Genomic DNA, 24,034 nt, shown 5'->3' on the forward strand with positions numbered 1-24,034 from the left:
GATACCCCTTATACTTTTGGTTTGGTTGCTAACAAGTATATCGTATCTACATGATTTTTTTTGTTTATTTCCTTATGCATTTCATTTTACAATTTTCCAAAATTTTCAGATGGATAAAAAGTAAATGGTTCTCAGCTCCGGCGAAGGGCTGCACACCGGAGTACGAGGGTAACTTTTAGCCGCAACTCCGGCGAAGGTCTCCTCATCGGAGTTGGCAACTCAGAATATTAGCTGAACTTCGGCGAAGCCGCTGTTCACCGGAGCTGGCGCAACAGCAGCGTCCGCCGTGCTGCACGCACCCGGAAAAGGACAAAGAAAACACGCACAGCCTATACCGGTGTGCGTGTTTTGGCATTCATAGAGTTTTTAAGCAGTTTGGGTTTCCATAGAGGCTGATTTTTCGTCGATCTTGAAATCTTGCTTCCGCAACTGTTTCCGTTTGATCGCGTAGAAAACGATGATCAGCAGATTGAAGGCAACTAGGATCCCCAACAGGATGAATAGATCCATGGAGATGCTGCCGCCGATGCCGAACAGCTGGCGGTAGGCATCGATCGAATACGTCATCGGCAGGTAGGGATGGATCGCCTCGAAGAAGCTGTTGGACAGCTGAATCGGATAAGTGCCGCCGGATCCTGATAGCTGCAGGATGAGGAAAATCAGCATCAGGAAGGAGCCGACTTTATCAAACAACAGATTGAAGAGCATGACGATCGATATCGAGACGAACGCAGTCAAAAGGGTGACCAACAGCGTCTTATCGATCGACGACGGCGCCAAACCGTTCACCTTCACCAGTAGTGTGACCATGATGAGGGATTGGCAGATGCCGACAGCAGAAAGGACTGAGATTTTGCTGGCCCACCAACTGCGGCCATTTTTCGGATAATTCCGAGGAGTGAAGATGTCGTACATTAAGTTCAGACTGATGGCGCCGACGAAGAGCGCAACGGACATCATATAGGGTGCCATCGCGGTGCCATTGTTGGCGACCGGAGCCGTTTCGATCTGGTTCGTGATGACCGGTTCAGCCATCATGGCATAGGTGCTTTCCGTGGCATCGACTTCATTCAGAGCAGCGCTGCCATCCGACAGTTTGGCGCCGAGTTCATTCGTGCCGCTAAGCAAACTGATCAGGCCGGTATTCAGCTGGCTTGATCCATCCGCCAATTGGCCGGAGCCGTCACTGATTTTTTCAGCGCCGGCTGCAAGTTGACTGATACCATCGGTCAGTAGACTGCCTTTTTCGACAAGCTCCGTCGTACCGTTGGCAAGTGCCTCTGTTCCGTCCTTGAGTTTTTCAGCGCCTGCTGCCAGGGGGCCGGTCTGCTCATTCAGAGTCTGCAAGCCTGCACTTACTTGGGTATTGCCTTCGCTCAGGCTCTTTCCACCTTGAGCCAATTGTTCGGAACCGTTGCTGAGTTGGGACAGGCCGTCAGCAAGTTTTTGGGAGCCGCTTTGAGCGCTTCCGATGGCAGCCTGGAGCGATTTGCCACCGGTAAGCAGGGCTTGGGTGGTTGCACCAATCTGGCCGTATCCGGAAACGAGGGTTGTCGCGCCGCCGTAAACAGTGGCATAGCCTGCCGACAGGCCGCTGATGCTGTTTTGGAGTGCTGTCACTTGTTGTGTGATCGCTGAAGCATCAATACCGTTCAAACTGGAAAGTGCGGAGAGATCATTTGTGATCGTCTGTATGGAACTGGATTGTTCATTCGCAATGATCGCCATTTGCGCTGAGACAGCTTGGTTGACAGCCGCTTCCTGCTCGGCTGTCAATTCGGTTCCGCTTTGGGCGATTGCAGCCATGATGGCAGCTGTGTTGCTGGCGGGATCCGCGGCAGCGATGATGGTGTTCAATTCTGATTGGGACGACGAAAGGGTGGTGCTGAGACTATTCAGCTGGGACAATACGGCAGTCAAGTCTCCTGATAGTGCAGATTGCTGCAGCTGGCTGTCGAGTGTTTCGATGCCGGTTTTTATTTGGTCGAGTCCGCCCTGCAGCGCAGCAAGTTTGGCTTGTTGTTCAGCACTCGTGAGATTCGAGTTCAGTGCGGTCAAGCCGTCGGTCAAGGCGGCGCTGCCAGCTGCCAATTGGTTCATGCCGTTGTTCAAATTGTTCATGCCTGTCGATAATGTGAGGCTGTTTGTGGCCAAGCTGGAAAGACCATTGCTTAGCGATGTGCTGCCGGCAGCCGCAGAAACCGCGCCGTCAGTCAGTCGGCTGACACCGGCTTCCAGATCCGGCATTGCGGCAGTCAAGGTACCCACGCCTTCGTTCAATGCCAAGGCGCCCGCATCCAGTTGGCCGACACCATCGAGATAGGTCTGTAGGCCGACAGCCAATGTATCGACACCATCCCTGAAAGTTAGGGAACTGTCCGCAAGCACGTGGAGATTTTCGCTCAAACTTTCGTTGCCTTGCTTAATCTGGGTGGTGCCGTCACTGAGCTGTGCGCTACCATCCGCTGCCGTTTGCATGCCGTCTGCGACCGTCTGAAGTTTATCAAAGATGGTTTCCGCGTAGATGGCCGTCACCTCATCTGAGATGGTATCCTTGATTTCTTTGGCGGCAGAAGCCGTCAGTTTTGAAGCGATATAGCTTCTGCCTGCACTGGTCCGATAAGTTAATTCCATTTGTTTCGGCGATTCATCCAACAAGGTAGTCGCATTTTTAGAAAAATCATCCGGGATAGTGAGTACCATGTAGTAGCTGCCGTCAGCCAGTCCGGCTTCCGCTTCTTCCTGAGAGACGAAATCGAAATCCAAGGAATCGGATTCCTCTAAGCCGGCGACAAGCGAGTCGCCCACAGCCAATGTTTCTTCATTATAATTGACTGCCTTATCCTGGTTCACGACAGCGACCGGCAGTTCGGCCAGTTTACCGTAAGGATCCCACATGGAACTGAGGAAGAGTACGGTGTAAAGGGAAGGGATTAGGCTGATCCCGAACAGGATGATTAATATTTTTTTCGATTTTAAAACAGATTTCCATTCTTGCTTCAACAAGATCGTGCACTTCCTTCATTTAAATTTCTGCAGACAGGATGATGGCTTCCCAATCTACGTTTTCGACCCTGTCCGATCCTTCGACCAAGAGGGAATCAAGTGTATATTTCTGCAAGCGGGCTTTGAATTGCTGCTCTGCATCGAAGAATACTAAGAGGACTTCCTTCTTTTTGTTCTTGATTTTATCCGCTCGCAAGAACACCTTTTCGGCCAGATTGGTGGGGCGGACAAAGCTGTGGGTTCCTTCGATTGCTTCATAGATATGCAGCATTGTGATTTCTTCCGGCATCCGGTTCAATCGGAATCCGCCATCTTTGCCTGACTCTGAATCGACTAAGCCTGAAACGACAAGGGAGCGCATCACTTTCTTGAGATAGGAATCGGAAACTGACAGACGCCTGCTTAGGATAGCGCTCTTGATCGGGCGTCTATCGATTTGAGTCGCTAACATGATCAGTATGCAAATGGCTTGTTCCACGCCGCCTTTCATTTTCATTATTTTCGCCTTCTTTCGTAGATATATTTTATCCATGGATGTATTTTATCGCTCAATAAAGAATTGTTCAAGAAAAAGTTTATGATTGTGATGCAAAAAAATAACCGAGCAAGCCAAAAAGGCGGTTTGCTCGGTCTTTTCCTTAATTATCAGAATATTTCAATTTTGCGTTTAGTTGGAGGAGTAGGCTCTTTTTTAGGAAGCACCAAGTTCAAGACGCCCTCCGTCAAAGTAGCTGTAATATCTTCGTCGTTGATGCCTTTCAAATAAATTTCCCTGTGTACGGAACCCGAAGAACGTTCTTGGCGGATGATTTGCCCTTTATCGTCTTGTTCGACTTTTTCCGATTTGCGGACGGCTGAAATGGAGAGAATGTCGTTGTCATAATCCACAGTGATATCCTCTTTGGCGTAGCCCGGCAGATCGGCTGTCACTTGATAGTTGTCCTCGGTTTCATGTACGTCCAATTTTATTTCCTGGAAAAAACGATTTTGGAACATCGATCCGGTGTCCGACAGCAGGTCGAAGAAACTGTTGCTTTTGCGTAACTCATTTGACATTTGAAAAATCTCCTTTCTTTTAATTGAAGCTTTTATTCACCCTCAGTATAAACTTACGTGCATCGGAATTCCACTGAAATGATTCCGGTTCCAAACAGCGGAAATGAAGCAAAAGCTGATTCCAAACGGGTTCTATGGTAAACTGTTAAAGGAGTTTTGAGACAGTGAACGCCTCACACCGCGTGAACGAGAGAGACCGAGAAAGGGTAGTATTTATGAAAAAAATTGAAGCGGGCAGTCTTTATCTGAAACAGCATCGGAATCTTTTCCAGTGTCCTATCTGCAAAGGGAAATTTGAGACGGTGGAGGGGCATAGCCTCGTCTGCGCAAATGGACATCATTTTGATGTATCAAAAAAGGGAACACTGCATCTGTTGATGAAGGGCGGCCAGAATGAATACGGCAAAGAGATGCTGTCGAGCCGGAAAAATTTGGCGGACACCGGCTTTTTCCATCCGTTGCTGGATGCCGTCTATGCCCATATCGACAAGCCGGAGACGGCGGCGGTTCTGGATGTCGGTTGCGGGGAAGGATCGCATCTGCATTATTTGACCGAAAAAGGCTTGAAGGGGACAAAAATTGGATTTGATATTTCGAAGGATGCGATCCAGTTGGCGGCCAGCAACTTTTTCCCGGATGCCTTCTGGTGCGTGGCCGATCTGGCGCATTCACCTTTTGCAGAAAGTGCCTTTGATGTCATCTTGAACATCTTCTCACCATCGCAGTACCAGGAATTCGACCGTGTTTTGAAACCAGACGGTAAGGTCATCAAAGTTGTGCCGAATGCACAGTATTTGATCGAGTTGCGGGAGCAGTTGTATGCCTTGGATACGACAAAAAGAGAGTACGACAATCAACAAGTGGTTGACCGATTCTACGATATTTATCCGGATGCTGTCAGTGAAGAAGTCATCTATACCGTGGATCTTGATGCTAAAAGCTATGGCTGGTTGATGGAGATGACGCCACTATCATGGGGCGCATCTGAAGAATCACTAGCAAATGCATCGGCAAATCCGTTGAATTCTGTCACTGTGGCAGTCACACTTTTGGTCGCCAGCAAAGCTGTCTGATTTTGGCGTAACCGGAACATAGCCCAAGTTTCCGAAAAATATTGACACAGCGGTGTGATATGCTATAATACGTATATCATTTTGTAGCCATTATTATCGTTTTGTTCCACAAAATGACCTTGACCAACGTATCGCATTCGCCGTGCCTGACACCGAAACGATACGTTTTTTTGTGCGTATTTTCGCAATCTTTTTCGGACCGAACGAAGGCGCCGAACGGTAAAAAAATACTGACTGTCAGGAGCATGAAAAAATGAATTTTGCCGCATTGAAGGCTGAAATAATAGAAGAAAGCAAAAAGTTGGGTATCGATAAACTGGGTTTCACGACTGCCGAACCTTTTGAATATATGTTGGAAAGTCTGAAGGAACAACATTCAAAGGGCCACACTGTCGGTTTTGAGCACCCGGTTCTGGAGGAACGGATCTATCCGGACCGGATATTCGATAACCCGCAAGCAATCCTTTCGATTGCGTTGGCTTACCCGAGCAGAATGACCGAAAAGGCGGAGCGGACGCGCGGCGAACGTCGTGGTAATTTTTCGCGCGCTTCCTGGGGGACCGATTACCATGTCATCCTCCGCGATAGGATGGACCGCTTGATTGTCTTCATCCAGGAAAAAATTCCGGAAGCCCGCTTCAAGCCGATGGTGGACACGGGAGAGCTGATTGATACCGTGGTGGCACAGCGGGCCGGATTGGGATTCATCGGCCGCAACGGGCTGTTGATTACGCGCGAGTTCGGATCTTACGTCTATTTGGGGGAGATCATCACTGATATCCCTTTTCCTGCGGATGACCCGGGTGTCTTCGGCTGCGGGGAGTGCACGCGTTGCGTGGACTTCTGTCCGACCGGAGCGATCCTCGGAAACGGCCAACTGAACCCGAACATTTGCCTTTCCTACCAGACGCAGACAAAAGGGTACATGCCGGAAGAATACCGCCAAAAAATTGGCCATGTCATTTACGGATGTGATATCTGCCAGCAAGTCTGCCCGTATAACCGCGGTATGGATCATCATTTACATCCCGAAATGGAGCCTGAACCAGCAAGCGTCACGCCCGTGTTGCAACCGATGTTGACGATTTCGAATCGGGAATTCAAGGAGCAGTTCGGTCATCTGGCAGGCTCATGGCGCGGCAAAAAACCGCTGCAGCGCAACGCTGTCATCGCCTTGGCGAATTACCGCGACCGGACGGCGATTCCGGAACTGCTGCGGATGGTTGAGCAGGATCCCCGGCCGGTTCTGCGCGGGACGGCTGCTTGGGCCATCGCGGAAATTGTGCGCGAAGCCAATCCGGAATTGTTGGCTTTTTTCTCCGAACGACTTATAATCGAAACGGACGAAGAAACCAAAGCCGAAATGGAGAAGGCTTATCTGAAAATACTTGATATCAAAGAAGCAGATTAATCTAACAGAATAAAGGAGTCTCACTTATGACCAACCATATCGTACTATTTGAACCGCAGATCCCTGCGAATACAGGCAATATCGCGCGCACTTGTGCTGCAACCAATACAACTTTACATCTGATCGAACCTTTGGGCTTTTCAACCGATGATAAGCAGCTGAAACGTGCCGGGCTTGATTATTGGCATGACGTGAACATCATCCATCATGCGGATCTGGCGGCTTTTCTCGACTATTTGGGCGATCGCCAGCTCTATCTGATCACCAAGTTCGCCGACCGCATCTACAGCGAGGCCGACTTCACGAAGGACGAGGACATCTTCTTCATCTTCGGCAAAGAGACGACGGGCCTACCTGAATCTTTCATGCAGGAAAACGCTGAAAAATGCCTGCGCATTCCGATGAACGATGAGCATGTACGCTCCCTGAACCTTTCGAACACAGCCTGCATGGTGGTCTACGAGGCGTTGCGTCAGCAAGGATTCCCGAATCTGGAATTGACTCACACGTATGAGAACGATAAATTGAAGGGCTAAAGCCTCACCCAGTTGATAATTTCACAAAAAGAATGGCCAAAAGCGAAAAAGCTTCGGCCGTTCTTTTTTTATTTCCAGTGACTAGGTATAATGGATGTAACGTAAAATTGAAAAGGGGATGGAATAATGGATAAAGCTGCATTATTGGCCTTACAGAATGGATCGGATGTCCGCGGGATTGCGATTTCGACGGAAAAACAGGAAGCGACGCTTACGGCGGACAAAGTGACGCGTATCGGTTACGGTTTCGTGGAGTGGTTGCAAAAAGATAAAAATATCAATCTGAACAGCGAAAAGAAAGTCAAAATTGCGATCGGACAGGATAGCCGCTTATCCGGAGGAGACATCAAAACTGCACTGATGGCTGGGATGGCGCCTTTTGCCATCGAAATCGTCGATGTGGGCCTTTCCACTACACCGGCGATGTTCATGTCGACGCAGTACAAAGATTACGCGACGGATGCAGCGATCATGATCACCGCCAGCCATCTTCCTTTTGAATACAATGGACTGAAATTCTTCACTAAAACAGGTGGAGCGGAGCACGAGGACATCGAGGCAATTTTGGAATACGCCTACGAAATACCGGAAGCATTCGCTGAAGAAGAACAAACCGCAGTTGTGACCGAGATGGATCTACTTTCGACTTATGCAGCCGATCTCCAGGAAAAAATCCGCAAAGGCATCGCTTCAGCGGAAAATCCTGAGAAACCATTGACTGGACGCCACATCATCGTGGACGCCGGTAACGGAGCGGGCGGATTCTTTGTGGAACGGGTGCTGCAGCCTTTGGGGGCCGACACTTCCGGTAGCCAATTCCTGGATCCGGACGGCACTTTCCCGAATCACGTCCCGAATCCGGACAACAAAGCGGCAATGAAGAGCATCCAGGATGCGGTGATCGCAAACAAGGCCGATCTTGGGATCATCTTCGACACGGATGTGGACCGTTCCGCGATCGTCGACAGCGACGGAAAAGCGTTCAACCGCAACAATCTGATTGCGTTGATTTCGGCGGTGTTGTTGAATGCAGAGCCAAGTGCGACAATCGTAACAAATTCCGCGACTTCTTCCCATCTTGATACATTCATCACGGGACTTGGCGGGGTTCAGGACCGTTATCTGACCGGCTACCGGAATGTCATCAATCGCGGCATCGAATTGAATGAAGCGGGCATCAATGCAGTGTTGGCGATTGAAACGAGCGGACATGCGGCGCTGAAAGAAAATTATTTCCTGGATGACGGTGCCTACCTGATTGCAAAGCTGCTGATCGCAGATGCGCAGTTGTCAACGGAAGGAAAACGCTTGGGTGATTTGATCGCGACACTTGGCCAACCGGCGGAAACGATGGAGTATCGCTTTACGATCATCGAAGAACCGATTTTTGAAGTGGGTAATGCCATCATTAAGGATTTTGCGGCTTTCATCGCTGCGACCGAGGACATGGCATTGGTTGCAGATCATCTTGAGGGCGTGCGCGTGAATCTGAGTGGCCAGTACGGGGAAGGCTGGTTCATCCTGCGGTTGAGCCTTCATGAACCGTTGTTGGTATGGACAATCGAAAGCGATGCAGTCGGCAAACTGCCGTTGATCGCACAGACCGTGCTGCCTTTCTTCAAAGGGCGTCCGGAGTTGGATACAGGGCATCTTCATTAAGAAATCTCATCAAAAAAAACTTTGCGACAGGCGTTCAAAAGCCTGGTCACAAAGTTTTTTTTGCTTATTCGGTTACTTCGGGTTCTTCATTTTCTTCCGAATCTGCAGATTCGACTTGGTTCTTCATTTTCTTTGTCGTGAAAATGTCGATGACAATGATTGAATTTTTTTCTTTTTGGATCGCCTTGAAGCGGTAGCCGTGGTATTCGATTTCTTCGCCTTCCTTGACGTCATACTTTTGGTCGAGCAACCAGCCGCCCATCGTATCCACGTTTTCGTTGTCGATGTCCAAGCCGAAGAGGTCGTTGACATCGTCGATCAACATGCGGGCGCTGATGCGATAATGGTTTTCGCCAAGCATGATGAATTCAGGTTGATCTTTCGTCTCGAAATCATCGCTGATGTCGCCGACGATTTCCTCCACGATGTCCTCCATCGAAACGAGGCCGCTTGTGCCGCCGTACTCGTCGATCAGAATGGCGACTTGGTTGTGTTCCTTCTGCATCTTCACCAAAAGTTCCTTGATCGGAATCGTTTCGATGACCGTGATGACCGGGCGAACGAAATCGGTGACGGTGAATTTGCTTTCGTCCTTGTTTTGGACTGCTTCGACAAAGGCGGCAAATACTTCTTTAGTGTTGATGACGCCTACGATCGAGTCTTTGTCCTCGCGCATGACCGGATAGCGGGTATACTTTTCCTGCTGGACGACATTTGCGATATCGCTCAGTGACATGTCGAAGTCGACCGCTACGATTTCTGTACGCGGAACCATGATTTCGCGCGCCATCCGCTCATCGAAGTTGAAAACATTTTCCACGAATTGATACTCTTCACGATTGATTTCACCGCTCTTCAAGCTTTGACTCATGATCAAGCGCAGTTCTTCTTCGGACACATTGTCGTCCGATTCGCCGATCGTTTTCATCCCGATCGCTTTGGAAATGCCGTTGGCCGTCTTGTTCAGCACAAAAATCAAGGGAAACATCAAGCGGTACCAAATATTCAACGGTCTTGCGATACGCAATCCCATTTTCTCCGTGCGGCTCAAGGCAACGTTTTTGGGAACGAGTTCACCGATGATGACTTGGATGGAAGTCAAAACAGCGAAGGAAACAACGAAGGACAGGATGGTCGCGATTGCATCGGGAATCGGCAAGTTACCGAAAAGCGTATCGAACAGGCGCTTAAAGGTAGGGTCCCCTAACCAACCAAGGGCAAGAGATGTAATCGTAACCCCCAGTTGCGTCGCTGAAAGATAGCTGTCGAGTTTAACGGTCATATTTTTTAATAATTTTGCTTGCGGATTTCCTTCTTCAACCAGGAAATCCAGCCGGGAAGGACGGATCCTCACGAGCACATATTCGGACACAACGAAAAAAGAAGCAATGAAAAGAATGAGGAAAAATAATAGTAAACCGGTTGTAATTGACATAATTGATTGCCTGCTTCCTTTATAGAGAGCAGACTTCACCTCCTGTGAAATAATGATCCTGAATAGGAAATTTCTTCACGAGATCTCTGGTTTCACGCTGAAACAAATGAAAGCGACCAAAAGAATCCCTGAAAATACGCGTTTTCGAAAATTCTTTTGGTCTACAGATGGTTGTCATCTGATGCGTTCTGTCCCACTGGTGCCACCTACCTTAATAATTATTTAAGCAAAATTCGGTTAATTCAAAACGATACTTATGCTAAAATTATAAATCAAAATAGAGAAATTGCAATACGGGAGCATTTCTGCGACTTAAGTGGGTTTCTTATTTGAGCGATTCCTGTTACTATGATACGGAATCTGTTATTGCAATGTGCTTTCATGTGAAAAGCTTAGGTTGTGTCTCCACTGCCACGCGCACCGCAAAGGCATTGCAGCAAGCTGGGGGATGTATTAAATGAAGAAGGATCAAAAAATGCAAAATAAACCATTTAAAGAAATCTTGAAAGCCGGATGGGCCCGTTTCAATGAGAAACGCAAGAACCTCTGGCGGAAATACCGGATCAACAAGTTTATCATCTTGTTTTTGTTGATCGGGACATTGATCAGCAGCACTTATCTAGTATTTTTGGCTAAGACCGCCAATGTCGAAAATCTCAAGGCAGGTCTGGAACAGACAACTGTCATCTACGATCGCTATGGCAATGAAGCCGGGGAACTCTATTCGCAGAAAGGGACATTCGTGACGATCGATCAGATTTCTCCGAATATCCAGACTGCCGTCGTTTCAACTGAGGATAAACGCTTCTATAAGCACACCGGTGTTGACCCGATCGGAATCGGCCGTGCCGCTGTAGGTTTCGTGCTGAACGGCGGAAATATTGTCGGTGGGGGTTCGACGCTTACCCAACAGTTGGCAAAAAATGCCTACTTGACATTGGATCAGACATTGATCCGCAAAGCCAAAGAGCTGTTTTTGGCATTCGAAATCGAAAGTAAATACACGAAGGATGAAATCCTTGAGATGTACCTGAATAACGCTTACTTTGGTTCCGGGGTGTGGGGTGTCGAGGATGCCTCGCAGAAATACTTCGGAAAACCGGCGAGCGAAGTCAGCTTGTCGGAAGCAGCGATTCTGGCTGGAATCCTGAAGTCGCCGAGTTACTACAATCCAATCGACAATAAAGAAGCGAGCATTGCTAGAAGGAACACGGTTCTGCAACTGTTGGCGGACAACGCGTTCATCGATCAAGCTACCGCTGATACGGCAATGGCTGAAGACATCAATGTGGTGGGTACCTATTACGCAAACAGCAGTTACAACTATCCCTACTATTTCGATGCGGTCATCGACGAGGCCGTCAATACCTACGGCTTGGATGAAGAGGATCTGCTGAACCGGGGCTACAAAATCTACACCGGTCTGGATCAGGATTATCAGATTCAGATGGATAATGCCTATGCGAATGCCTATCTGCCGACCGCGGAAGATGGGACTCTTGTACAGAGTGCCTCTGTGGCTATGGAACCGGCAACCGGGGATGTACTCGCGGTTGTCGGAGCGACAAAATATGAAGGTTTCCGGACCTATAACCGTGCAACGCAGATGCCAATGGCGCCTGGTTCGACCATCAAACCATTGTCCGTCTATACACCGGCTCTTGAGGCCGGATACGCAGTCGATGCGGAAGTGATGGACGATGATTCCTTGACTTACGGTGATGATGCTTATTCTGTTTCGAACTATGACCGGAACAGCTTGTATGACACTTTACCGATGTACCAGGCGATTGCCGAGAGCAAGAACACCTCTGCAGTATGGCTGTTGGATAAACTGGGTATCCAAAGAGGAATCTCCAAACTGGAAGATTTCGGAATCTCGATCGGCGAAGCGGATGAGAATTTGGGCGCTATTGCGCTCGGTGGGATGAGCAAGGGCGTGACACCGGTGCAACTGGCCAGTGCCTATACGACTTTCGTGAATGAAGGGGTGCGCACGCAAGCACGTTTCATCACGAAGATTGTCGATGCGACCGGAGCGGTGATCGTTGACAATACCAAGCCGAAGACGAACCGGGTTACGACCGCCGCGGTTGCGGAAGAAATGACAAGCATGCTGATGGGCGTGTATGCAGATGGCGGTACTGGGGCATCGGCGCAACCATCGAACGGCATGGTGATCGCCGGCAAGACCGGAACGACGGAGCTTGATCGGGAAACAGGCTACATCAAGTCACAATGGATGGTAGGATACACACCGGATCTTGTTGTTACTACCTGGTTGGGATATGATAAAACCAATGAAATGTATAATCTTAACAATGCCGGCAAGACGATGGCAAATTTATACAGTGCCGAGATGGGGGCTTTGCTGTCGATCAGCCCGCAGACAGAATTTGCCGTCGCTGCTGCCGAAGAAACCTATGATAGCGGCATCATTAATGGGCTGAAAAATGGCTTGGATGAGTTCATGAATGACATGGGTTCGTTCGGTCAAAGCCTAGGTGAGGGTTCAAAAAAATTGTTCGATTGGGCCAACGAGGCTTTCGGGCAGTAAGAATTGATTTAAGGGGAAGACAGGCTGTGACGGCTTGTCTTTTTTTTACATGCTTGTTGAAAGAGAGTCCGATAATTGTAGGGAATCGGACAAGTGGAGAGCGAATGACCTGCGTGTTGTCCGATAAGGCGGAAGAATCGGACAAAGAGCGGTCGTTCTCGTAATAGTCCTCTTAGTGCTCGATTTCTATCCGGGATTCATCACGCTCTGCAAAAACGACTTTTCTCACGCTCTCCGTAAACGCGATCTGATTCGCAGATACCACTAACGTTTCACACCCAGCTGTCGTCCACAAAAGAGGTGAACGGCAGCTGGATGCTCCAACGCACGGGTATCTAAGCGCGAATCATCACGCTCTATTTTCCGAACATATTTTCGTGTTTTTTGATGGCTTTATTGTTCGGATAATGTTATAGTTTATGTAATATGCGAATGGAAGGAATGAGATAATGAGTAATATTTATGATACAGCTTATGAGTTGGAAAAAAATCTGCGTGAGGCTTCTGTTTTTACGGAGTTGTCTGCAGCTTATACTGCAATGAGAGAAGATCAAGTTGCGTTTGAATTGTTTGAGGAGTTCCGTAATGTGCAAATAGGACTGCAACAAAAACAAATGACTGGCGAAGCGATCACTGATGACGATGTGGCTTCTGCTCAGACCATCGCTGAAAGAGCATCCGGCAACGAAGTTATCCAATCTTTGATGGCTAAAGAGCAACAGTTGAGCCAATTGATGGAAGAAATCAATGCCATCATCACAAAACCGTTGCAAGAACTATACGCGCCTGCACAAGATTAAGACTTAATTTTTGACGACAAGCTGTGACCATTTCCGAAAGAATGGCCGGATGATAGACAAGGACAGGATTCAACGCATTGCCGATCAATGCCATCCAACGTCTTCATCCGCTATTTGGAAGAAATGGCGCAGCTTTTTTGATGCTTCTAGGATCATATAAAAATTTTTAGAATCAAAAGTGCGTCACCGTAGGTTTTTCACAGGATTGCAAAATATTTCATGCATCCAATATAGATGGCTAGCTTCACGGGTAAGCCCTTCGGAAATTAGATAAATCTGTCCTATTGCGCTCTTCGATGCTCAGTCGGACAGATTTCCTAAATTTCTTTCCGGGCTGAACGAACCCGTTCAGCTTTTCTTATTTAACAGATTTAGCATAGAATGCAGAGAGAAGGACAGCTTGTGATTACATTTATCCATACAGCGGATCTCCATCTGGATAGCCCTTTTAAAGGAATCAAACAGCTGGAACCGCAACTTTTTGATGCGATTTACCAGTCCACTTTTGCTTCTTTTCGGGAATTGGTGACGCAAGCCATCTCGGCAGAAGTCGATTTTTTCCTGATCAGCGGGGATATCTACGATGAGGAGAATCAGAGTGTGAAGGCGCAGGCTTTTCTGAGGGATGAATTGGGACGTCTGGATCGGGCGGGTATCCCGGTTTATTTGTCGCATGGGAACCACGATTTCCTCGGAAGGGAGTCGCTTAAACTGCAGCTTCCCGGAAACGTAACTGTCTTCGAAAAAGAGGTCACCACCGAAATTTTGACTACGAAAGCAGGAGAGCGGGTGGCTATCACCGGCTTCAGTTACCCGTCCAGATGGGTTGAAGAGCGGATGATTGTCGATTATCCGAACCGGAATCATACAGTGGATTACCACATCGGGATGCTGCACGGCTACCTCGAAGGGTTGAACTCTTCCGAAGGTGTCTATGCGCCGTTTTCTTTAGGCGAATTGAACACGAAAAACTATGATTATTGGGCTTTGGGACATATCCACAAAAGACAGCAGCTTCAGGAGGCTCCTCCTGTCGTCTATTGCGGAAATACGCAAGGGCGTAATCCGAACGAGACGGAAGCAAAAGGTGCGTATTTGGTGACACTCCGGAAAGGAATGTTACCGACATTGACTTTTCTCCCAACGGCGCCGATTGTTTGGGAAAAAGAAATGATGTCGTTGCGTGGCTGTAAAACTTTGAATGATGTGCTTGCGCGCATCGAGGAACGTATGGAGCAGCATCGTGCTATGAGTGAATCGAGCGTACTGTTTTCGTTACAGTTTACAGACATCCAAGGGCTACATCCCGATGTCGTCAAAAAAATCGAGGACGAAGAGATACTGGATGGTGTCCGACAAAGGTTGGAACAGCCTTTCATTTACCTGTACCAGTTGAAAATAGCAGTCGATACGGAAAAAGAACTGTTTTCGTTCGATCAGGTCATGAAGGAAAGTTTTTCGAAAAGTTGGACGGAAATCAGCGGAAATGACGTATTCTATCAACAGCTGGACAACTTTTTCCAGCATCCGCTCATCAGGACCACTTTCCCTGATTTAAAAAAAGACCGAAGCTTCAAAGAGGAAGCGTTGGCGGCTGCCAAAAAGAGGATCGTGCAGGCCGTCGCGTTTGAGGAGGAAGACAGTGAAGATACGGAAGATTGAAATATACGGCTACGGAAAATGGGTGAACCGAACCTTTGATGATGTGCAGGATCTGCAGGTCTTCCACGGCAAAAACGAAGCCGGCAAAAGTACCTTGTCATCCTTCATCAACAGTATCCTCTTCGGGTTCCCCAATGCCCGCAAGAAAGATCAGAATCTGTACGTTCCGAAGCAAGCGCAAGCATACGGTGGTCGCTTGTTTTTGGCGGACACGCGGTTCGGTGATGTCATCGTGGAGCGGGTGAAAGATCGCAATAAGGGGCAAGCAGTCGTTACGCTGGCAGATGGCGTGCAGCAGACGACAAAAAATCTCGGGCGGTTTTTATTGGGGATGGACAGGGAGACTTTCGAGTCCCTTTATACATTCAAAATAGACAGCTTGCTTTCCTTGAAAAAAACTCAAAAAGAAGATCTCAATCATTATCTGCTGAGCATCGGCACCAGTGGGAGTGAACGCTTGCTGCAATTAGCGAAAGAATACCGGGACGAAGCGGCGAAACGTTTCAAACCGACAGGCAGCGTCCCGCCATTGAACAAGAAAATACAGGCTGCTGAAAAACTGCAAAGGAAGCTTCAGCAAGCAAAAGCGAAAAATGCGACTTATGAAACGTCGCTGCTGCATTTGTCGGATAGTCAAAAACAGCAGGCCGAACTATTAGCCCGTCAACAGGAACTGGAGCAGGAACAAACTGCAATCGCAGAGAGCTTACGGTTGGCGGACAGTTATCAGGAGTGGAAACGGCTGAACAAGGAAATCACGGCAGTCGATTACAGCGAAGTGCCGGAAGATGCCCGCTACCAATGGCAGAGCCAGCAGGAAAAAATGGCCACTTCGATCCAAGCGCAGACGCAGCTTCAGGAAAAATTAGCGCAAATGCAGAAACAGTTGGGCGAATTTGTCCACGTGGAATGGTACAAAGAGCACCAATCCGATTTTGCTGCTTTGCAGCACAGTGTCGCCAAAACGCAAGCGGATCTGAATAAGATCACGTATCTGGAAAATGAAGTCAGCAACAACAAAGCCGATTTGGCCAAACAAAAAATGGCCTTTGGGTTGAATCTGGCCCTTCCCACACCGGAGCCGCTTAAGGAAGAAGAACGCGTCCGACTGCAGCGGCTTGCCCAGGACTTCAAACAGATCGAAGAACAACTACTGCGTTTGGACCACAACATCGGCTTCCATGAGGACCAGCTGGAAACGCTCCAGAAAGAAGAGACGCGTCTCCAAAACGAGAAGTTGGCTGATGATGCTTATGCGGCGCTGCAAAGCGATGTGCAACAGCCGAGCCAAAGGAGGCCTACGCCTGCAGTTACGAAAAAAAGTCCGCTCGGCCTGTTGTTTGTGGCTGCAGCTGTATTTCTGGTCCTGTCCTTTGTGCTGGCGGATTTCAGGGTAATTGCTTGGGCGTTGTCTGCTGTGCTTGCTGTCGGTGGTGCTATCCTGACCAGAAGAAAACAACAGACACGAACGAAGGACGTTGCCTCCCCAGAAGGCTCCCCCGAAAATACGATGGAGCAATTTCTGAAGCAGGCTGCCGTCCGCGAAAGGATCTCGGCAATAACAAGGGAGCTCGAAGAGTTGCAGGATAAATTCCTGGAGCTTTTGAACGACCGTGAAGAGCTGGAAGAGCGCGGAAAGATGCTCAAAACCGAATGGGAGATCTTCCTGCAGCAGAAAGGCTATCCGGCCCGTATGACGGCACCGGAACTCCTGCAATTGGATCCCGGTGCCGTGTTGGCGGAGAAATCCACCTTGATCATCAAACAGGAAGCCGAAATGGACGATCTGAGTCTCGCTGTGGATAAATGGAACGAGCAGACTGCGTTCATCCGCAGCCGTTTCCATTTTGAACATCTGACGGTTACTGAAATGGCCGCACGCTTCCCCGAGATACTGAATGCCGTCGTTTTGGAAGAAAGCATGGCTGCAAATGTTCAGGATAAAATCAACGAACTGAAGCAAGAGTTGGAACTGATCCAACGCGACCTTGCTGAGTCCCATCGACAGCGGCAGCAGCTCTTGGATCAGGCCAACGCAAAGACCGAAGCCGAGTTCTACCAGTTGCTGGCGCTGAAGGAGAAGCAAGAACAAAATCTCAAGCGCAAGGAATTTCTGGACGAACAGGTCAATGGCCGCGAGCAACTTCTGGATCGATACGGCGATGCGAAGAAAAGTACGGGCCTTTACGAAAAGAATGAACTGGAAATGCAGCAGCTGAAGGCAGAATTGTCTAGACTGCAAAGAACGGAAGTAGAACTGAAGCATCAGCTGGAACAATTGGAAGAAGGCGGGACATACAGCGCCTTGCTGCAGGAATTTGCTTTGGCCGAAACCGAGCTGAGGGATCTTGCCGTCGAGTGGGCCGGCTTGGTCACTGCCGGAGAATGGATAGAACGGGCACTGCGGTATGGAAAAGAGGATCGCCTGCCGCTGATGCTCGACGATACGATAACCTTCTTCAGTCGTTTGACGGAGGGTGCATACACCGGCATCGCGTTCCAAAAGAACGGTATGAAGGTGCAGCGTAAGGATGGAACAACCTTTTTCCCGAATGAATTGTCGCAGGGGACGGTGGAACAGTTGTACATTGCGCTGCGGCTGGCGTTTGTGAAGAACACTGCCGATATCGTCAGCATGCCGATCTTGATTGATGATGGTTTTGTGAACTTCGACGAGGACAGGAAGAACATCATGTTTACTTTGCTGGAGGAGCTGAGCGAAGACGTGCAGGTACTCTTTTTCACATTCGATGACGCTTGCGTTCAACGTTTTTCACAGAAACAAGTATACATGTTAAAATAGGAGTGAAAGGGGCTGACAGGGGTGGCCAAAAAAATATACGAACATGAAATCGATGATAATTTTGAAATTTATGTACTGATCAAAAGTGCGGATATCCGCCTGGCGAAAAACGGCAAGAAATTCATTGCCTTTACTTTCCAGGACCGCAGCGGTCAGATCGATGGGAAATACTGGGACGCAAAAGAGGAGGACATCCAGCAATTCCAAGCTGGTCAAGTCGTTGCCGTAACCGGCAAACGGGAACTGTATCAGAACAATCCCCAACTGCGCATCACAAAGCTAAGGCTCGCTAGGGAAGGGGAACCAAGCCGACCTGAACTTTATATGGAACGTGCTCCGTTGAAATCGGAAGAAATGGTGGAAGAAGTCAGCCAAATCTTGTTTGAGATCACGAGCGCGCCGATCAACCGGATTGTCCGGCATATACTCAAAAAATATCAACGGGAATTTTTCGAGTATCCCGCTGCGAAGCGTCATCATCATGCCATCGTGGGCGGACTGGGTTTCCATACGGTATCGATTTTGCGGATGGCGAAAACGGTCATTCAACACTATCCATCAGTCAATAAGTCTTTGTTGTACGGGGGCGTGATTCTCCATGACATCGGAAAAACGATTGAGTTGAGTGGTAGTATGTCGACGGAGTATACCCTGAAAGGGAATCTGATCGGGCACATCGTCCTGATTGATGAAGAAATCACCAAAGCCTGCCTGTCTTTGAACATCGATGAGGACAGTGAAGAAGTCATCCTGTTGAAACACATTGTTCTGGCGCATCACGGCAAACAGGAATTCGGCTCGCCGGTAACGCCGCATCTCCTGGAAGCCGAAATTATCCATCACCTGGACAATTTGGATGCTTCCATCAATATGATCGATACGGCTTTGTTGCGCACGACGCCAGGAACGTTCAGCGAGCGCATTTTCGGGTTGGAGAACCGCAGCTTCTATAAGCCGCTCTTTGTCCAACCTTCTGAAGAAGGGCAATAACAAAAACACGCAAGTTACCGGAATCAAGAGCCGGTAACTTGCGTGTTTTACATTATAGTTATTAGTTTGCAGATTCGGATGTAGCTGATTCCGCTTCTTCAGTTGCAGAAGTTGCTTCTGAGCTAGCTTCTTCTGAAGTTGCAGATTCGGATGTTGCGTCTGATGAGCTTGTTTCTTCAGCAGGCAAGAATTGATCGATCGCTGCTGCCAGGTCTTCGTCTTTGATTTCAACGTTCGCGGCTTGGACGATTGTGGACATTACGGATGTCAGGTAATCATTGTCGGCAAGTTTTTCGTCCATCATCACTGTTTCGATGTTTTCGCGTTCTTCTTCCAATGTTCCTTTTTCTGTCTTCTCGATCATTTTGATGATGTGGTAGCCGTATTCGGTAGCGACTGGTGTTTGTGTCACTTCACCGACTTCAAGCGCATAAGCAGCTTCTTCGAATGCTGCGACCATTTCGCCTTTTCCGAACAATCCTGTTTCTCCGCCATTTGAAGCTGTTCCGGTATCAGTCGAGTTGGCTTTTGCCAATTCAGCGAAATCCGCGCCTTCATTGATCTGGTTGATCAAGTCTACAGCAGTCGCTTCATCCGCAACCAAGATATGCTGTACGTTGATTTGTGGTTGGTAAGCTTCATAATAAGCCTCCACTTCTTCATCCGTGAAAGTCGTTTCAGCTCTGACAGCTGCTTCGATCAGTTTGTTCAAATATAAGACATCCTGGTATTCGTCTTTATTTGCAAATCCTGATTGTGACAAGATGTAGTTGAATGTTTCTTCTCCGCCGTATTGTTCGATGGTAGTCAACAGTTCAGCTTCCGTCTCTGCTTCCAACTCATTCTTGCCGATCGCATCGTTCAATACGTCGATCAAGATCAGACGTTGCAAGACGGTTTCACCGATCGAGGCCTTCATTGCTTCATATAATTCATCTTTCGTGACATCGCCTGCTGGAGTCGTTGCGACAGTTTCGCTAGTCGCGCAGCCTGCTAATGTGATGGCCGTCAAGAAAGCAACGGACGTCAATGCAAATTTCTTTTTCATGAATGTGGCACTTCCAATCTATTTCTATTTATCTATCCCATGAATAACCATTTATAAATATATCATAAACGCCGTGATTATGGAAAATATTCCTTAAAAACGTTAGCAAACTTCTCAGAAAATTCATATCTGCAGATAGAACCGGAAGTATACAAATCATCTGCGTCCAGTCGTGGCAGATTGCTCATAATGCCAATATTTGGTATCATAAGCTGATAAAAAGAAAGGAATGGGGGGAACTTTGTGAAATGTGAAATGAGTTCTGCGTTTTGCCAATGGCTGGAGATCAACAATTTTCATCTGAAAGTCGAGAGCACGTTGGAAAAAAGTTTGCAGACGAACCATAACCTTTCTCTGAAAGAGTTCTACGTCCTTTATTTCCTGTCACAGGAAGCGGATCAAAAACTGAAACTCCAGGATCTGGAGGAAAAGGTCGGTTTAAGCCAAAGCGCAGTTTCGAGATTGGTCAGCAAATTCGAGGCGAAGGGCTGCGGAGCACTGGAGCGGAATGTCTGCGAGCAGGATCGGCGGATCATCTATACGTCCTTGACGAAAACTGGTGCCACGAAACTGGCTGCAGCGGCTGCGACGGTGGAGCAGGTACTCACGGAGTCTTTTTCGGAAATGCCAATCCAAATACTGTTTAAACAAGATGATATTCAAAATAAGTAGAGCTTCTTGATTGGAGTCTTTTTGATAGGAAGTAAAAAAAACGACTTGCCAAATGACCGATGATCCGGTGTGCATTTGGCAAGTCGTTTTTTTAATGTACATTATTGTGATGGCCCATCTGTCGTTGCAGGCATTTGCGATTCCATGCTTGCAGAGACTTTTTCCATATCATCAGTCAAAATGGCAAGCTTATCGTTGATGCGGTTGATTCTTGGTTGGGCCTGTTGCGTAAAGCTTTCAATCGATTTGGTGACTTCCTCTGAAACGGCATTGACGGAAGCCAATCCTTCGTTGGTCAAGGATTGGATCGCTTTGCGCAAACCTTGAACGCTCTCATTGAGATCCTCTACCGCAAGTGTGTTGTCCTCAAGGTAAGCTTTTGCTTTCGCGCGGTTTTCTTTTCCGCTGCGCGGGGTGTTCAGCAACCCCAGCAGACCGCCGACTACCGTACCGAATACTATTCCTTCCATAAATGAGCGCATATCTATTCCTCCAGACTCTCTTTGATGGATGCTACTACTTTTGCCAATTCTTCCTGTGAGTATTTTCCTTCATGCGTTTTCCATTTCAAACCGAAACCATCCGAGTCCGAATCTTCATAACGCGGCAAGAAATGGATATGCGAATGAAAAACAGACTGATAAGCTATCGAACGGTTATTGTTCAGAATATTCAGCCCTAAAATGTCATCGCTGGAACGTTCGATTGCGCGTGCGATTTTAGGGACGCGCGAAAAGACTTCCTTCGCCAATTCTTCATCATATTCAAAAATATCAGCGACATGCTTCTTGGGTACCAGCAGTGTATGACCTTTCGTCACTTGAGATAAATCCAGAAACGCAATGACGACATCATCTTCATAGACAATGCTGCTCGGGATTTCGTGGTTCGCGATTTTGCAAAAAATACAATCTGTCATAGGCTCGACCTCTTTCTGTCCATTATCTACTTTATTCTATAGCATAACTTTATCATATTTGCGTTTTTTTTGATATCCTGAGGGCAAAATGGCGCTTCTCTCAGCAAGATATTTGGGATGGGGCAAGGCTGTGCTATAATATAAGGCACAAACGCATGCGAAAGGGACGGTTAAATGTCACTATTATTGGAGAATGTCACGGGCGGCTATACACAATTGCCCGTCATAAAAAATATAAATTTTGAGGTCAAAGCTGGTGAACTGACTGGATTGATCGGATTGAACGGAGCAGGCAAGAGTACGACCATCAAACACATCATCGGTCTGATGATGCCTTTCAGCGGAAAGATTGCGATCGATGGCCGGACGTTGCGCGAAGATACGGAGCGTTATCGTCAGTCCTTCGCTTTTATTCCCGAGACGCCGGTGCTTTATGAAGAGCTCACTTTACGGGAACATCTGGAAATCACGGCAATGGCCTACGGAATCCCGAAGGCAGTTGCCATGGAAAAGGCGATGCGCTACATCCGGGATTTCCGTCTTGAGGACAAGCTGGATTGGTTTCCTGCTTATTTTTCAAAAGGCATGAAGCAAAAAGTGATGATCGTTTGCGCGTTCATGCTGGATGTGCCGGTGTACGTCATCGATGAACCATTCCTTGGGTTGGATCCGTTGGGTATCCACTCTTTCCTGGAGATGGTCAGGGAGAAAAAGGCGCAAGGTGCAGCTATTCTGATGTCCACGCATGTATTGGCTTCTGCCGAGAAAGAATGTGATAATTTCGTCCTGCTGCACCATGGTGAGGTCAAAGTGACAGGCACGATGGCAGACCTGCAGCACGAAATGGGCATGCCGGGAGCAAGTCTCGATGAGCTTTACATCAGCTTGACGAAAGAAGTGGATCGACCATGAATCTGGAAAGTATCTGGAAAAGAAGGCAACAACTGCACCTGAAAAAATTCAGCCGTTACAGCAAATATATCTTCAATGATCATTTCGTCCTTGTGCTACTATTTCTACTGGGCGCTTTGGCTTACCAATATTCCGAATTTGTGAAAACAGTGACGCCGGATTTCCTTTGGGGAAAGCTGCTGATAGTGATCATTTTTTCCGGCAGCATTTTTATCGGGAAGCTGGCTACCTTTTTGGAGCCGGCCGACCATGTATTCCTTTTGGCTAAGGAAAAGGAATGGGGGGGCTATTTCAGCAAAGCAAAAAAATATAGCTTGATCCTTCCGGCGATTCTCTTGTTCTTTGTGGCAGCCGCGGCAATGCCGATGCTTTTTGCGGGAAGAACAATCGGAGCAAATGATTTGCTGCCGATTTATGCAACTTTGCTTCTCTTAAAAATCGTCGATTTGGACCTCCAGGAGTTGGGTCTGAAGATAGGCGATAAGAAGATCCGGCGAAAAAACAAACTGTATCTGGCAAGCGCGGCGATATTATCGGTCACTATCGCGATATTTTTCAATCCATGGGTTGCGTCGGTACTTGTAACGCTGTATACTATGTTTCTGCGTAAAAAAGTACAAGTGGCGTATGAGGCGCGCTATCCGCTCTATCAATGGGAGCAGATGATCGCCTCGGAAGAACAACGAAAAGCACGCGTAAACCGAATCATCAATCTTTTCACAGATGTTCCTCAAGTGAAGAGCAAAGCAAAAAGAAGAAAATATTTCGACGGCTTGTTGCGTCAGATTGAAGGCAACAGCAATTCCTATCAGTATTTATATGCGCGGGCATTTTTGCGCGGGACAGATTACAGCGGCTTGTTTTTCCGCTTATTGGTCATCGGAGCGCTGCTGCTTCTGTTTACGCCATCAGCCGGATTTTCTCTAGGCCTCAGTCTGTTGTTCCTTTACTTGACAGGCTTTCAGCTGTTGCCGCTGTATTTCCATTTCAATGAGAATATGCTGTATCGGTTATATCCGACGCAGCACGAAGATAAATTTGCCGGATTCAAGCATTTTCTGGCTTACCTATTGGGAGTGGAAGGCTTCTTCTTTGCGGGAATCATCTTCATCAATAACAGTTGGCAGATGGGCTTGGCTGCAGTCGGCTTGAACGCCGGTTTCGTGTGGCTATTCATTCAGTTTTATATAGGCGGCCGTACTCGAAAAAGAGAAACGACAAATTACTGATCTACAGATTATAATAGATTCAGTTCCGAAACCATATGGAATATTCTTGACTGAATATGTAAAGAAATCTAAAATAAGAATTGTACGCGAGTGAGAACCGTTGCGCTTTCAGAGCTAAACGAGCTACGTCGCCAAATGAACAAGTAGCGCATGAACAGAAGAGCAGACCGAGATAGCTGGGGCTTTCGTCCCGGCTCCTTCTTTTCAATGATATAAATTTATCAAATTAAAAGTGCATCACCTTTGGTGCTTCACAAGTTTGCAAA

At 47.8% G+C, this 24,034-nt stretch carries 19 protein-coding genes; 12 read left to right on the plus strand and 7 right to left on the minus strand.

Features of this window, described 5'->3' with window-relative positions:
- Positions 1-366: 366 nt before the first annotated feature.
- From ACTCCX_RS00570 to ACTCCX_RS00580, 3 genes are all read right to left on the minus strand, one after another.
- Positions 367-3,006, minus strand: coding sequence for a YhgE/Pip family protein (locus tag ACTCCX_RS00570; protein WP_463274246.1), 2,640 nt, complete (start codon positions 3,004-3,006; stop codon positions 367-369).
- Positions 3,007-3,025: 19 nt separating this feature from the next.
- On the minus strand, positions 3,026-3,502 hold the full coding sequence (locus ACTCCX_RS00575; RefSeq protein WP_463274247.1) for an RrF2 family transcriptional regulator: 477 nt from the start codon (positions 3,500-3,502) through the stop codon (positions 3,026-3,028).
- A gap of 149 nt (positions 3,503-3,651) precedes the next feature.
- Positions 3,652-4,062, minus strand: a complete 411-nt coding sequence (locus ACTCCX_RS00580; RefSeq protein ID WP_068559858.1) for an Hsp20/alpha crystallin family protein — start codon at positions 4,060-4,062, stop codon at positions 3,652-3,654.
- Positions 4,063-4,277: 215 nt separating this feature from the next.
- Between ACTCCX_RS00580 and ACTCCX_RS00585 the strand changes: the two genes are divergently transcribed.
- From ACTCCX_RS00585 to ACTCCX_RS00600, 4 genes are all read left to right on the plus strand, one after another.
- On the plus strand, positions 4,278-5,135 hold the full coding sequence (locus ACTCCX_RS00585) for a methyltransferase domain-containing protein (RefSeq protein WP_068559860.1): 858 nt from the start codon (positions 4,278-4,280) through the stop codon (positions 5,133-5,135).
- Positions 5,136-5,388: 253 nt separating this feature from the next.
- Complete coding sequence (queG, locus tag ACTCCX_RS00590; RefSeq protein ID WP_463274248.1) at positions 5,389-6,546, plus strand: tRNA epoxyqueuosine(34) reductase QueG; 1,158 nt, start codon at positions 5,389-5,391, stop codon at positions 6,544-6,546.
- Positions 6,547-6,572: 26 nt separating this feature from the next.
- Positions 6,573-7,082 (plus strand): tRNA (uridine(34)/cytosine(34)/5-carboxymethylaminomethyluridine(34)-2'-O)-methyltransferase TrmL, encoded by a 510-nt coding sequence (gene trmL, locus ACTCCX_RS00595; protein ID WP_068559865.1) that lies wholly within the window; start codon positions 6,573-6,575, stop codon positions 7,080-7,082.
- A gap of 126 nt (positions 7,083-7,208) precedes the next feature.
- Entirely contained in the window at positions 7,209-8,741 is a 1,533-nt protein-coding gene (locus ACTCCX_RS00600) for a phosphohexomutase domain-containing protein (RefSeq protein ID WP_463274249.1), read from the plus strand.
- 64 nt (positions 8,742-8,805) lie between these two features.
- On the opposite strand, the gene ACTCCX_RS00605 is transcribed toward ACTCCX_RS00600, so the two are convergent.
- Complete coding sequence (locus ACTCCX_RS00605) at positions 8,806-10,176, minus strand: hemolysin family protein (protein WP_068559869.1); 1,371 nt, start codon at positions 10,174-10,176, stop codon at positions 8,806-8,808.
- Positions 10,177-10,651: 475 nt separating this feature from the next.
- Here ACTCCX_RS00605 and ACTCCX_RS00610 point away from each other — a divergent pair, with 475 nt between their 5' ends.
- The 5 genes from ACTCCX_RS00610 to ACTCCX_RS00630 all read left to right on the plus strand — a co-directional run bounded on the left by ACTCCX_RS00610 (position 10,652) and on the right by ACTCCX_RS00630 (position 18,988).
- On the plus strand, positions 10,652-12,733 hold the full coding sequence (locus ACTCCX_RS00610) for a PBP1A family penicillin-binding protein (protein WP_463274250.1): 2,082 nt from the start codon (positions 10,652-10,654) through the stop codon (positions 12,731-12,733).
- A 449-nt stretch (positions 12,734-13,182) separates the two neighbouring features.
- Positions 13,183-13,533 (plus strand): YlbF/YmcA family competence regulator, encoded by a 351-nt coding sequence (locus ACTCCX_RS00615; RefSeq protein ID WP_068559877.1) that lies wholly within the window; start codon positions 13,183-13,185, stop codon positions 13,531-13,533.
- 402 nt (positions 13,534-13,935) lie between these two features.
- Positions 13,936-15,195, plus strand: a complete 1,260-nt coding sequence (locus ACTCCX_RS00620; protein WP_463274251.1) for a metallophosphoesterase family protein — start codon at positions 13,936-13,938, stop codon at positions 15,193-15,195.
- Positions 15,176-17,998 carry an ATP-binding protein gene (locus tag ACTCCX_RS00625; protein ID WP_463274252.1) on the plus strand — a complete coding sequence of 941 codons (2,823 nt, stop codon included), beginning with the start codon at positions 15,176-15,178 and terminating at the stop codon, positions 17,996-17,998. Before ACTCCX_RS00620 ends, ACTCCX_RS00625 begins: the two co-directional genes overlap by 20 nt.
- A gap of 21 nt (positions 17,999-18,019) precedes the next feature.
- Positions 18,020-18,988, plus strand: coding sequence for a 3'-5' exoribonuclease YhaM family protein (locus ACTCCX_RS00630; RefSeq protein ID WP_068559883.1), 969 nt, complete (start codon positions 18,020-18,022; stop codon positions 18,986-18,988).
- 61 nt (positions 18,989-19,049) lie between these two features.
- Here ACTCCX_RS00630 and ACTCCX_RS00635 read toward each other — a convergent pair whose 3' ends face one another.
- Positions 19,050-20,036, minus strand: a complete 987-nt coding sequence (locus ACTCCX_RS00635; protein WP_463274253.1) for a peptidylprolyl isomerase — start codon at positions 20,034-20,036, stop codon at positions 19,050-19,052.
- Between the two features lie 243 nt (positions 20,037-20,279).
- Here ACTCCX_RS00635 and ACTCCX_RS00640 point away from each other — a divergent pair, with 243 nt between their 5' ends.
- Positions 20,280-20,708: a MarR family winged helix-turn-helix transcriptional regulator gene (locus ACTCCX_RS00640; protein ID WP_463274254.1), complete on the plus strand. Its 429-nt coding sequence runs from the start codon at positions 20,280-20,282 to the stop codon at positions 20,706-20,708.
- 101 nt (positions 20,709-20,809) lie between these two features.
- Here the strand turns inward: ACTCCX_RS00640 and ACTCCX_RS00645 are convergent, their stop codons facing one another.
- A complete protein-coding gene (locus tag ACTCCX_RS00645; protein WP_463274255.1) occupies positions 20,810-21,190 on the minus strand; it encodes a YtxH domain-containing protein in 381 nt (126 codons plus the stop codon).
- A gap of 2 nt (positions 21,191-21,192) precedes the next feature.
- Entirely contained in the window at positions 21,193-21,627 is a 435-nt protein-coding gene (locus tag ACTCCX_RS00650) for an HIT family protein (RefSeq protein ID WP_321434443.1), read from the minus strand.
- 174 nt (positions 21,628-21,801) lie between these two features.
- On the opposite strand from ACTCCX_RS00650, the gene ACTCCX_RS00655 reads away from it, so the two are divergent.
- A complete protein-coding gene (locus ACTCCX_RS00655; RefSeq protein WP_463274256.1) occupies positions 21,802-22,539 on the plus strand; it encodes an ABC transporter ATP-binding protein in 738 nt (245 codons plus the stop codon).
- Positions 22,536-23,768 (plus strand): ABC transporter permease, encoded by a 1,233-nt coding sequence (locus tag ACTCCX_RS00660; RefSeq protein WP_463274257.1) that lies wholly within the window; start codon positions 22,536-22,538, stop codon positions 23,766-23,768. Before ACTCCX_RS00655 ends, ACTCCX_RS00660 begins: the two co-directional genes overlap by 4 nt.
- Positions 23,769-24,034 lie beyond the last annotated feature (266 nt).

The sequence above is a fragment of the Trichococcus sp. genome, from assembly GCF_055118575.1.